Genomic DNA, 11,848 nt, shown 5'->3' with positions numbered 1-11,848 from the left:
TGTTTATTTAGATTCTAATTCTTCAATTTTTTTGATAAATTCTTCAATTAAGTTTTCGAAATTATTGATGTATTCTCTATAAAGTTTAACACCTTCATAATCTTCTTTTGTTAAAGGTTTTTTATCGAAAATATCTTCGTATTTTTTTAACTTCTTAATTAATTTTTGTTCCGATTGAATAATGGTTAAATGATGTTTTATTCGTTCCGTTAAACTAGCAGGTTTAAAATATTTTTTACGATCCCCATATTTAGTATAATATACAATTTTACCAGATTCGAGAAGTAAATGTAAATTAGTTGAAACGGAACTTTTGCTTGCCCCTGTTATGGCCACTAATTCTTCAAAAGTTAAATCACGCTCTCGAGAACTTAAGATTAAAGTGCTTAAAATACGTGAAGCTAGTGGTGGAATTGAATAATACTTTTCAAAATGAACTCCAAATTGTTCAATTAATTCTTCTTTAATTTGGATTTGCGTTTTCATCTGAATAGAATTTTTGACAAAATTAAGAAACAGTTCGTTTAGTTCGGTTTTTACCGAACTTAAATAATTGTTAAACTTTTGATTTAGATGTTAAAAAAAAATCCCATTCATGAGAACAGGATTAGTTATAGTGGTCTAAAATATTTTATTCTTTTACTGGAATTAGAAATTGATGTGAAAATAATTTTCCTTTTTTTCCTCTAAACGTAATATTAAGTTGATAAAAACCATCCACCAAAATTTCATTGGATGGAGTAACGATCCAAACCGATCGATTTTTTTCGGCTCCTTTTTTAATTTTTAAATTTTTTCCAGCCGCTGATAAATTTACAGTTTCTATGTTTTTGGTTACAATTTGAAACGTGTTTTCTTGATTTAGTAAAAGATGGCTTTTGTTAGCTAACTCTATTTCTACACTATAAATCCCTTCTTTATAGTGCAAGTTTTCTTGCGAAAAGGTGAGTATAGAAAATAAAAGACAAATATTTAAAAATAAATGTTTCATCATTCTTAGTTTATCGGTTCTGCATACAAATCAAATTCAGTTGCATCGGTTATTTTTAAAGTCACAAAATCACCCGTTTTTAAATAATGTTTGGACGCATCTACTAATACTTCATTGTCTACATCTGGACTATCAAATTCAGTTCTACCAATGAAATATTGTCCTTCTTTTCTATCAATGATGCATTTAAACGTTTGTCCAATTTTTTCCTGATTCAATTCCCATGAAATTTGTGCTTGAATATCCATGATTTCAGCCGCACGTGCTTGTTTAACCTCTTCTGGAACATCATCAACTAAATTGAACGCATGCGTATTTTCTTCATGTGAATATGTGAAACAACCTAAACGTTCAAAACGCATTTCTTCGACCCAATTTTTTAAAATTTGGAAGTCTTCTTCTGTTTCCCCTGGGTAACCAACAATCAATGTAGTTCTAATAGCCATTCCTGGCACTGCAGCTCTAAAATCTTTTAATAATTGTGTCGTTTTTTCATACGTTGTACCACGACGCATAGATTTTAAAATATTATCTGAAATATGTTGAAGTGGAATATCAATATAATTACAAATTTTCGGTTCACGCTTCATTAACTCTAATACATCCATTGGAAAACCAGTAGGGAAGGCGTAATGTAAACGAATCCACTCAATTCCTTCAACTTTAATTAATGCTTCTAATAATTCAGCAAGATTTCTTTTTTTGTATAAATCTAAACCGTAGTAGGTTAAATCTTGAGCAATAAGGATTAATTCCTTAACTCCATTTTTGGCTAATTTTTCTGCTTCAATGACTAAGTTTTCAATAGGAGTAGAAACGTGTTTTCCACGCATTAAAGGAATAGCACAAAAACTGCAAGGGCGATCACAACCTTCTGCAATTTTTAAATAAGCGTAATTTTTTGGTGTTGTAGTTAAACGTTCACCAATTAATTCGTGTTTATAATCGGCACCTAAAGCTTTTAATAGTAAAGGTAATTCAGTTGTTCCGAAAAATTGGTCCACATTCGGAATTTCTTTTTCTAAATCAGGTCTGTAACGTTCAGATAAACAACCTGTAACAAAAACTTTGTCTACAATTCCTTGTTCTTTTTTCTCTGCATATTCCAAAATCATATTTACCGATTCTTCTTTTGCATTGTCAATAAAACCACATGTGTTAATAACAATAATGTTGCCTTCATCATTCGTTGCTTCGTGAGTAACATCTTTACCGTTGGCTTTTAGTTGCCCCATCAAAACTTCACTGTCGTACACGTTTTTAGAACAACCTAAAGTTATTACATTGATTTTATTCTTTTTTAAAGATTTAGTTCTCATAGACTTATCCTGTATTTTTTTTGAAAATGACTGCAAAATTACAACTTTCTTTTTGAATTGGTACAGAAAAATTACATTTCAATAGTCATAAAAAAAAATGCCTACATTATCTGTAAGCACTTTTTAATTTATATTTTGATATTACATTTAGAAATTTATAGCATAAGTTACAGTAACATTATTGTTATAGTTTCTTATTCTTGCAGTATCGTTTAGTCCAGAAGTTAATAAGTATTGGTTGTAGTTTCTGTGTTCATTGGTGTAAGAAATATCCAGTCTCGAACCACCAAAATTATAGCCTAAACCACCAGAATAAGCTGTTAAATCTCCCATTGCAAAATCTTTTTTATATGGACTTTGTTCGAAACGATAACCACCTCTAACACTCCATTTTTTGATTTTATATTCCCCCCCAATTCTTAATTCATAATTGTCTTGTAATACGTTATTCATTACATTGTTTAAATAACTATACAATCCATCATTGGTTGGTTTAAATTTAGTTTTTGCATAATCTTTGTAAATATAATCAACACTTAATAAAGCATTTTTACCAAATATATAAGCAAAACTTCCTGTGATTTTACTTGGAGTTTGAATTTTATAAACAGGATAAATATTAGTAACCCCAGGGTTTATGTCGTCAGTATAATTAACTGTTCCGTCAGTTGTAGCGGTTTGTAAACGTTGTGTTAGTTCGTCATTTAAACGATACCAAGTTGGGGTTTCATAAGAAAAACCTATTCGCGAATTGTTTTTTAATTTATAGATTGCTCCAAAATTCATTGAGAAACCAGAACCGTATGTGTATAATTTATTGTCAAATTGTGCTGCTTCAACAGTGGTTCCTGTAGAATAAGGTAAATTAGTATTACTCTCATACAACGATGACGTTCTAGTATAATCTGTAAACATAAAATTTAAATTCATACCTAAGTACAATTTATCCATGTAAGATCCTGAAACATTGGCAGTAAATTTTCCATTATAGCCTCTAGATGTAATTGTATTTCTATGGAAATAGTTACCACCCGTTGGTATATTAGTCCAATAATCAGTAGTGGCAGAAGTAGAAGTGTCTTCATCAAACATATAGCCCTGGTATCCTAACATGGCTTGTTGTGAATCAAAATTATAATTCTCACCTAAATAAGCATATAAATCAGAAATTGATTCTCCAGGTAAGGTTTGTAAATAACTTACATCAATACCTTGTGCTTTGTTCAAAAAATAAGCACCCATAGAGTTAAAAGGATTTGTTCCTTGACTTACGATGCTATTGTCTAAATGATTAGTTTTTTCATAATTAAGCCCTAAGGTAAATTTGTTCCATCCGGATTTTCCACTTTGATCTTTAAAAACAAATACAGCACCTAATTGATTTATATCTAATGTGTTGTCATTTGTAGATGCAGAACTACCAAAATATTTTGCATTATTATAAATATTGAAACTCGTTACTGATACTGCAGCTTGATTGGAATTAAAAATAGAAGATCCAGCAGGGTTTACATTTAAAGATGATAAATCACCACCTACTGCACCAAATGCTCCTCCCATAGCTCTAAATCGGGCAGAACCATTTAAATTTTCAACACCATATCTTAAAGCGTCACTTATGGTAGTTTCTTGGGCATAAGTAAAATAAGTTCCAAATAATAGAACAGATAATATTAACTTTCTCATTTGTGTTTTTTTTAAAATTTTCTGAATAACCTACTTAGAATCATCCAAGTAGGTTATTTTAATTGTTAACCTCTACGGCCACCTCCGCCGCCACTTCTACCGCCGCCGAAGCTTCCGCCACCGCCGCCGAAGTTACCTCCTCTGCTACCACCAAAATCAGAACTTCTTGGTGTTGAGTAGTTATTACTTCTTGGTTGAGAAGATTCGTATCTTGGTCTTGGAGTATCGGTATTAGTTCTAGGTGTGTTATACTGTCTAGGTTGTGTTGTAGTATTTGTTCTAGGCGCATTACCAGAGTTGCTGTTTGGTAATACTCTCGGTTGCGTGTTTATTCTAGGTTGTGTTGTAGTATTTGTTCTTGGAGTACTAAAAGAATTATTTCTAGGGGTTCCTAAAGAATTAGATGAACGACTTCCACTAGAATATCTTCCGTTAGGATAAGTTCCGTTATTAAAGTTGTTGTTATAACTTCCTCTTCTACCATTATTGTAGGCTACATTTCTTCCATACCAACCATTCCATCCATAGCCTCCATAGCCATAATAAGGATAGTATCCTCCGTAATAACCGTAAGGCCCATAATATCCACCGTACCAATTGTTCCAGCCCCAACCCCATGAAGCGCCATAATAACCGCCATACCAGCTGTTCCATCCCCAGTAAGGATCATACCATCCGTTATTCCATCCCCAAGAGCTGTAATACCCCCATGGTCTGTAATAACCACCCCATCCCCAATAGGGAGAATTGTTATAGACATTTACTGTAACATTGCTGTTTTGATTTTGTCCCCATCCGGCATAGCTTTTATTGTTTTCTTGAACATAAACAGTATCTGATGTGGATTTGTAATTATCAACATCTGTAAATATTTCATCACCCGACGGATATTGATTCTGCATGTCTCTGAATTGTTGTGCGTATTTGTTATCCTCTACTACAACAGTTTCTGTTTGAGTTTGTTGGTTGTAGGTTACATTTTGCGTGTCAGAACCATAAACACCATCATTATCATAATATGAGGAATTTTGATAAGACCCACAAGCTGTTAACGCTAATGAACCAACAAATAGATGTAAAAATCTATAAGTTTTTAGCTTAGAAAGGTAATTTGTTTTCATAATACAATTTTTTTATTGTTGGTCAACGTAAAATTAACTAGTTTTGTTGCACGAATTTAAAATAAATAAATCAAATTTTGTACCAAATTAACAAATAATGAGTAAAAAATTAACAACTAGAGCCGAAGATTACTCTAAATGGTATAACGAATTAGTAGTTAAAGCCGATTTAGCTGAGAATTCTGGAGTAAGAGGATGTATGGTAATTAAACCGTACGGATATGCAATTTGGGAGAAAATGCAAGCCCAATTAGATAAAATGTTTAAAGAAACCGGACATTCAAATGCATATTTCCCCTTATTCGTGCCCAAAAGTATGTTTGAAGCGGAAGAAAAAAATGCTGAAGGATTTGCAAAGGAGTGCGCTGTTGTTACTCATTATCGTTTGAAAAATGATGAAGAAAATAAAGGTAAATTAATTGTTGATCCGAATGCTAAATTAGAAGAAGAATTAGTGGTTCGTCCTACGAGTGAAGCAATTATTTGGTCAACATACAAAGGTTGGGTGCAATCGTACCGTGATTTACCATTATTAATTAACCAATGGGCAAATGTAGTGCGTTGGGAAATGCGTACCCGTTTGTTTTTACGTACAGCTGAATTTTTATGGCAAGAAGGGCATACTGCTCATGCCACGCGTCAGGAGGCAATTGAAGAATCAGAACAAATGATGCATGTATATGCAGATTTTGTGGAAAATTTTATGGCTATACCTGTAGTAAAAGGATTAAAAACAGAATCTGAACGTTTTGCTGGTGCGGAAGAAACCTATTGTATTGAAGCATTAATGCAAGACGGTAAGGCATTGCAAGCTGGAACTTCTCATTTCTTAGGGCAAAATTTTGCTAAAGCTTTTGATGTAAAATTCGCGAATAAAGAAGGGAAACAAGAGTTTGTTTGGGGTACTTCTTGGGGAGTTTCTACCCGTTTAATGGGAGCGTTAGTAATGACACATTCGGATGATAATGGTTTGGTATTGCCTCCAAATTTAGCTCCAATTCAAGTGGTGATTGTGCCTATTCATAGAACAGATGAGCAATTGGATGCGATTTCTGCACAAGTAAAAGAATTAATGGTTGATTTACGTAAAGTAGGTGTTTCGGTAAAATATGACAATAGAGATACACAGAAACCAGGATTTAAATTCGCAGAATGGGAATTAAAAGGGGTGCCAGTGCGTTTAGCTATTGGTCCAAATGATTTAGAAAATGGTACCTATGAAGTTGCACGTCGTGATACTTTAACTAAAGAAGTGGTTTCTAAAGACGGAATTGTAGCTTATTTACAAGATTTGTTGTCGAAAATTCAAGCAGATTTATACCAAAGAGCGTTTGATTTTAGAGATACACATATTACAGAAGTAAATTCATGGGATGAATTTGTGGATGTTTTAGAAAATAAAACAGGTTTCATTTCGGCACATTGGGATGGAACGCCAGAGACTGAAGAAAAAATTAAAGAAATGACCAAAGCAACCATTCGTTGTATTCCTTTAGATCGAGTAGAGGAGGCGGGAGTTTGTGTTTTGACAGGTAAACCATCTACAGGAAGAGTATTGTTCGCAAAAGCGTACTAATAAGTCTGACCTTAGTATAATGTAATATAAATAAAACCACAGTTGTACTAGACTGTGGTTTTTTGTTTAAAATGGTAGTGATAGGAGATTCATATTGCCAACTGAATTAGAAGAGTTGTATGAGGAGTGAAAAAAAATAAAAAAAATAGAATTGTAAAATATTGATTTTTAGTAAATTTTATTTTTTGATGAAAAAAAATAGAAAAAAAAGTATTCTACCTCTTGCAGGAATAAAAATTAGTAGTATCTTTGCACTCGCATTACAGAAATAATGTAATGGCCCGTTCGTCTATCGGTTAGGACGCCAGGTTTTCATCCTGGTAAGAGGGGTTCGATTCCCCTACGGGCTACACAGTTTACTGAAAACTTTAAAAACAGGCTTTGGCCCGTTCGTCTATCGGTTAGGACGCCAGGTTTTCATCCTGGTAAGAGGGGTTCGATTCCCCTACGGGCTACAAAATTAGTTGTAAATTAGTTTTATAAAACAAAAAAGAAGTGTCTCTCTTTTTTGTTTTATTAGTTAAAACCAAAGTGTTCGCCATGGTGAATGTGGGAGGTTTTTCTTTTTTAACTAATAGTTTATATAATTATTACAATTAAATTAGAAGAAAATGGCAAATCATAAGTCAGCTTTAAAAAGAATTAGAAGCAACGAGAAAAAAAGAGTATTAAATAGATACCAACACAAAACTACACGTAACGCTATCAAAGCTATCAGAATTTCAACTGATAAAGCAGAAGCTACAGCGAAATTACCAGTAGTTATTGCAATGATTGATAAGTTAGCTAAAAAGAATGTAATTCACTCTAACAAAGCTTCTAACTTAAAGTCTAAATTAACAAGACACGTAAACGCTTTGTAATACAAGCTTATAATACTTAAAAGCCCTGAAGAAATTCAGGGCTTTTTTTATTTGGTTTATTTTCTTACTTTTTGTAGATTTACGAATGGTAATGATTACTTGTAAATGTAAAGTTGTGTGTTAATAAGTTAGCTTTTGTGTTTAAATAAATAGGCAAAAAATAATCAAATAGTAATAAAAATTCAAAATGGATAAAAATTTTTTTAGTTTAATTAATTACTTTCAAAGATTATCAACTTTAATTATTTTAATTATTTTGAATAATTCTTGCAATCAAAAAGACAATAATATTTTAGAAATAAAAAATTTTGAAGATGGTCAAAAAGCCACTTCTTATGGCAAAAATGCGATTGTAGACTCGATCATAATTGAAAAAAAAGGAATTAAAATTTCTAAATTTATCACTAAAAATAAAAACAAAAATGGTGATATTTTTAAAGTTAATTTTTATGATAGCAAAGGAATTATTAATGCTTCAGGAGAAATGCAAAATGATAAAAAAATTGGTTTTTGGTTTTATTTTAAAGACAATAAATTAATTAGAAGAGAAGAATATTTAAAAATATGTAAAAAAAGTTTTCTTAATCAAGTTTGGAATTATAAATCTAATGATATTTTGGATTGTGATAAAAGTAGTTTTTATAATTTCAAATTTAAAGACACTGTATTTGATGGTGAACATGTTGAAGTTTTAAAATTAAGATTTAATTCAGATAAAAGAATAAAGGTTAATAATTTGAAATTTTATGCTTCAAGTAAATTGACAAATGACTTTTGTAATGTACATTCACTTAAATTAATTGATATACCAAAAAATAGAAAAAATGAATATGAGTTGGCATTTAGTGTAAATGACAAATTCAATGTTATTAAAGGTTTTTTTATTGAGGAAATCAAGATTAATAATGAAATAAAAGAAAAATATACATTTGTAAAAATTCTTAGAAACTAGTATTAAATAAATTTAAACAGCTAATAGATAGGTATTTGGTAAGAATGTAAATATTATTTTAAATTCAATTATATATTTCAAAAGAGATTTAAATAAATAATTCATTTGTATATAATAATATTCTTTTTCTATTAAATCTTTAAATATAGATTAAACTATTTGTTAGGTGGTTTGATGTTTAAATTCAGTTTTAATTTTAAAATATAATAATTTTGAGAAATAAACAAATATTTATAATTAAAATATTGGTGCTATTATTAAATATAGTATTTTATATAATTCCAATCGATATGCATTATAATGAAGAAACTGAGTTATATGACTCATTTTATATTTTTTCTAATTATAATTTAATAATAATTCATGTGTTTTTCTTTTTAGTCTTAATTGTTTATTTTTTTGTTAACAATCAATATTTAATAATTATTTCAGGCATTTTCTCTTTTTTATTGTCGATTTTATATTTTACATTTTCAATTTTTCATCAAAATTCATTGAGTTGGTCGGTTGTTGGAAGTCCTTTCTTATCGCTTTTTCTTATTTTGTTATTAGTTCTTTTTTTAATAGAATATAAATTGAAGAAGAAATGTGTTGTTGTTTCAAAATAAATTTGAATATTTTGAAAGATGTTTTGTGAATTAAAGATTGTAATAGATTTTTATATTAAAGCTTATTCTCAAACTTACAATTTACCTTCCTCAACATCAACAAATTATTAAATTTTAAAAATTTGTACACTTTAAACTTTAAACTGCAAACTTTTCACTACCTTTGCACCTTCAAAAAAATACCTTATGACAGCAATTAGAAATATCGCGATTATTGCACACGTTGACCACGGTAAAACAACTTTGGTAGATAAAATTATGTACCACTGTCAATTGTTCCGTGAAAACGAAAATACAGGCGACTTAATCTTAGATAACAACGACTTAGAGCGTGAAAGAGGAATCACTATCGTTTCTAAAAACGTTTCCGTTAACTATAAAGGAACTAAAATCAACATCATCGATACTCCAGGACACGCGGATTTCGGTGGGGAAGTAGAACGTGTATTAAACATGGCCGATGGAGTACTACTTTTAGTAGATGCTTTCGAAGGACCTATGCCGCAAACACGTTTCGTATTGCAAAAAGCGATTGACTTAGGCTTAAAACCATGCGTGGTTATCAATAAGGTAGATAAAGAAAACTGTACACCTGAAGAAGTACACGAAAAAGTATTCGACTTAATGTTCGAATTAGGTGCTGAAGAGTGGCAATTAGATTTCCCAACCGTTTATGGTTCGGCTAAAAACAACTGGATGTCTGACGATTGGAAAAACCAAACTGAAAACATCGAGCCGTTGTTAGATATGGTAATTGAGCATATTCCAGCTCCAAAAGTAGCAGAAGGAACACCTCAATTATTAATCACGTCGTTAGACTTCTCTAGCTTTACAGGTCGTATCGCTATCGGTCGTTTACAAAGAGGTGAATTAAAAGAAAACCAACAAATCTCTTTAGTAAAAAGAGACGGGAAAATCATCAAATCAAGAATCAAAGAATTACATACATTTGACGGTTTAGGTCGTAAAAAAGTTGAAAGCGTACAAGCAGGTGATATCTGTGCTATTGTAGGTTTAGAAGGTTTTGAAATTGGAGATACTGTTGCTGATTTCGAAAATCCAGAAGCATTACAATCTATTGCTATCGATGAGCCAACAATGAGTATGTTGTTTACCATCAACGACTCACCTTTCTTTGGTAAAGAAGGTAAATTTGTGACTTCTCGTCACGTAAAAGAGCGTTTAGAAAAAGAATTAGAAAAAAACTTAGCATTACGTGTTAACGAAACCGATTCTGCAGATAAATTCTTAGTATTTGGTCGTGGGGTATTACACTTATCAGTACTTATCGAAACTATGCGTAGAGAAGGGTATGAGTTACAAATTGGTCAGCCACAAGTTATCATTAAAGAAATTAATGGTCAAAAATGTGAACCGATCGAAGAATTAACAATCGACTTACCAGAAAATGTTTCAGGTAAAGCAGTGGAATTCGTAACGGTTCGTAAAGGAGAAATGTTATCTATGGAACCAAAAGGGGACCGTATGATTATTAAATTCAACATTCCTTCACGTGGTATCATCGGTTTACGTAACCAGTTGTTAACGGCAACAGCAGGTGAAGCTATTATGGCACACCGTTTCTTGGAATACCAACCATTCAAAGGTGAAATTCCTGGACGTATCAATGGTTCGTTAATTTGTATGGAAAACGGAAAAGCTATTCCTTATTCAATCAATAAATTACAAGATAGAGGTAAATTCTTCGTAGATCCTAACGAAGATGTATACGAAGGTCAGGTTGTGGGTGAAAACTCAAGAGGTGACGATATGGTAATCAACATCACAAAGACGAAACAGTTGACTAACTTCCGTTCGGCAGGTGCTGATGATAAAACTAGAATTACACCAGCAATCAAATTCTCATTAGAGGAAGCGTTAGAATACATCCAAAAAGATGAGTACGTTGAAGTGACACCAAAATCATTACGTTTACGTAAAATTTATTTGAACGAAAACGATAGAAAACGTTTCAAAATCGAGTAAACTCGCTATTTAAACATAAAATTTTGTCAAACTGAATTCATTTCAGTTTCTAAATAGAATCTAAACCAATTATTCGAATTTAATTTCGTTTAATTGGTTTTTTTTTGAAGCACAACATTCATTTTCAAAACACGTACTCTCGGGCTATCCGCAGTACATGGTACTTTGCTACTATCCCGGCTATAGTAGAAGTTTCGTTTTTCATAACTAATACATTTCTATTTAATTTAAAGTAGGAGTACAATGTTTCTAATATTACTGCTACCTTTGCAAAAAACAGAATATGGAAATTAAATTACAACACGGCTTCGATCGTTTGCTTTTTGGAATGACACAAAAATATGTGGAAACCTTATACGGTAAGCCTAATCGCGTAATAAAAGACGAAGAAGACAATATTATTTATGTGTATTACCAAGAGAAAATGAAGTTGACCTTTTATGCCGATGAAGATTTTCGTTTGGGATATATTACCATTTCTAATCCAGCTGCAACTTTGTTAGGTTCAAAAGCACTTCAAACAGAATGGGATTTGGTTCAAGGTACTTTAGCTTTAAATAAAATTGACAAATACGACCAACACGAGGAAGATGGTGTTCAAATTTATTTTAACGAAGAAAATTGGTTGATGCTATATGTAGATTATAATGAAGTAGTCAAAATAGAAATTGGAGCCATTATTAATGATAAAGACGAATTCAATTGGAAATTCAATGAATAAAAAAAGCCTCTTAAATAGAGGCTTT

10 protein-coding genes and 2 tRNA genes are annotated in these 11,848 nt (G+C 31.4%); 7 read left to right on the top strand and 5 right to left on the bottom strand.

Translation table 11 applies throughout. The features are described 5' to 3' along the window. Positions 1-3: 3 nt before the first annotated feature. The 5 genes from KQS_RS09580 to KQS_RS09560 form a co-directional block, all read right to left on the bottom strand. Positions 4-486 (bottom strand): GbsR/MarR family transcriptional regulator, encoded by a 483-nt coding sequence (locus KQS_RS09580; RefSeq protein ID WP_014388986.1) that lies wholly within the window; start codon positions 484-486, stop codon positions 4-6. 145 nt (positions 487-631) lie between these two features. Continuing rightward, a complete protein-coding gene (locus KQS_RS09575; RefSeq protein ID WP_157868418.1) occupies positions 632-991 on the bottom strand; it encodes a hypothetical protein in 360 nt (119 codons plus the stop codon). Positions 992-996: 5 nt separating this feature from the next. Next, positions 997-2,310, bottom strand: a complete 1,314-nt coding sequence (rimO, locus tag KQS_RS09570; protein WP_014388984.1) for a 30S ribosomal protein S12 methylthiotransferase RimO — start codon at positions 2,308-2,310, stop codon at positions 997-999. Between the two features lie 147 nt (positions 2,311-2,457). Continuing rightward, positions 2,458-3,996 (bottom strand): OmpP1/FadL family transporter, encoded by a 1,539-nt coding sequence (locus KQS_RS09565; RefSeq protein ID WP_014388983.1) that lies wholly within the window; start codon positions 3,994-3,996, stop codon positions 2,458-2,460. A 65-nt stretch (positions 3,997-4,061) separates the two neighbouring features. Next, positions 4,062-5,117, bottom strand: coding sequence for a hypothetical protein (locus KQS_RS09560; RefSeq protein ID WP_014388982.1), 1,056 nt, complete (start codon positions 5,115-5,117; stop codon positions 4,062-4,064). Positions 5,118-5,214: 97 nt separating this feature from the next. Between KQS_RS09560 and proS the strand changes: the two genes are divergently transcribed. From proS to KQS_RS09520, 7 genes are all read left to right on the top strand, one after another. Continuing rightward, a complete protein-coding gene (gene proS / locus KQS_RS09555) occupies positions 5,215-6,693 on the top strand; it encodes a proline--tRNA ligase (RefSeq protein ID WP_014388981.1) in 1,479 nt (492 codons plus the stop codon). Between the two features lie 278 nt (positions 6,694-6,971). Then, positions 6,972-7,043: transfer RNA gene (locus KQS_RS09550), tRNA-Glu, on the top strand. Positions 7,044-7,076: 33 nt separating this feature from the next. Next, positions 7,077-7,148 (top strand) — tRNA-Glu (locus KQS_RS09545). A 156-nt stretch (positions 7,149-7,304) separates the two neighbouring features. Continuing rightward, a complete protein-coding gene (gene rpsT, locus KQS_RS09540) occupies positions 7,305-7,556 on the top strand; it encodes a 30S ribosomal protein S20 (protein ID WP_014388980.1) in 252 nt (83 codons plus the stop codon). A 187-nt stretch (positions 7,557-7,743) separates the two neighbouring features. Beyond that, positions 7,744-8,508 carry a hypothetical protein gene (locus KQS_RS09535; RefSeq protein WP_014388979.1) on the top strand — a complete coding sequence of 255 codons (765 nt, stop codon included), beginning with the start codon at positions 7,744-7,746 and terminating at the stop codon, positions 8,506-8,508. A gap of 794 nt (positions 8,509-9,302) precedes the next feature. Next, positions 9,303-11,102 (top strand): translational GTPase TypA, encoded by a 1,800-nt coding sequence (gene typA, locus KQS_RS09525; RefSeq protein ID WP_014388977.1) that lies wholly within the window; start codon positions 9,303-9,305, stop codon positions 11,100-11,102. 283 nt (positions 11,103-11,385) lie between these two features. After that, on the top strand, positions 11,386-11,823 hold the full coding sequence (locus KQS_RS09520; RefSeq protein ID WP_014388976.1) for a hypothetical protein: 438 nt from the start codon (positions 11,386-11,388) through the stop codon (positions 11,821-11,823). Positions 11,824-11,848 lie beyond the last annotated feature (25 nt).

Origin of the sequence: Flavobacterium indicum GPTSA100-9 = DSM 17447 (assembly GCF_000455605.1) — a bacterium.
Classification (GTDB): domain Bacteria; phylum Bacteroidota; class Bacteroidia; order Flavobacteriales; family Flavobacteriaceae; genus Flavobacterium; species Flavobacterium indicum.
This window is presented reverse-complemented; position numbering and strand designations above follow the sequence as displayed.

What these genes read in the sequence shown, in the direction of transcription:
- KQS_RS09580 (WP_014388986.1), bottom strand. Translation starts at nt 486, where the DNA reads ATGAAAACGCAAATCCAAATTAAAGAAGAATTAATTGAACAATTTGGA.
- KQS_RS09560 (WP_014388982.1), bottom strand. Translation starts at nt 5,117, where the DNA reads ATGAAAACAAATTACCTTTCTAAGCTAAAAACTTATAGATTTTTACAT.
- rpsT (WP_014388980.1), top strand. Translation starts at nt 7,305, where the DNA reads ATGGCAAATCATAAGTCAGCTTTAAAAAGAATTAGAAGCAACGAGAAA.
- rimO (WP_014388984.1), bottom strand. Translation starts at nt 2,310, where the DNA reads ATGAGAACTAAATCTTTAAAAAAGAATAAAATCAATGTAATAACTTTA.
- proS (WP_014388981.1), top strand. Translation starts at nt 5,215, where the DNA reads ATGAGTAAAAAATTAACAACTAGAGCCGAAGATTACTCTAAATGGTAT.
- KQS_RS09565 (WP_014388983.1), bottom strand. Translation starts at nt 3,996, where the DNA reads ATGAGAAAGTTAATATTATCTGTTCTATTATTTGGAACTTATTTTACT.
- KQS_RS09520 (WP_014388976.1), top strand. Translation starts at nt 11,386, where the DNA reads ATGGAAATTAAATTACAACACGGCTTCGATCGTTTGCTTTTTGGAATG.
- KQS_RS09575 (WP_157868418.1), bottom strand. Translation starts at nt 991, where the DNA reads ATGAAACATTTATTTTTAAATATTTGTCTTTTATTTTCTATACTCACC.
- KQS_RS09535 (WP_014388979.1), top strand. Translation starts at nt 7,744, where the DNA reads ATGGATAAAAATTTTTTTAGTTTAATTAATTACTTTCAAAGATTATCA.
- typA (WP_014388977.1), top strand. Translation starts at nt 9,303, where the DNA reads ATGACAGCAATTAGAAATATCGCGATTATTGCACACGTTGACCACGGT.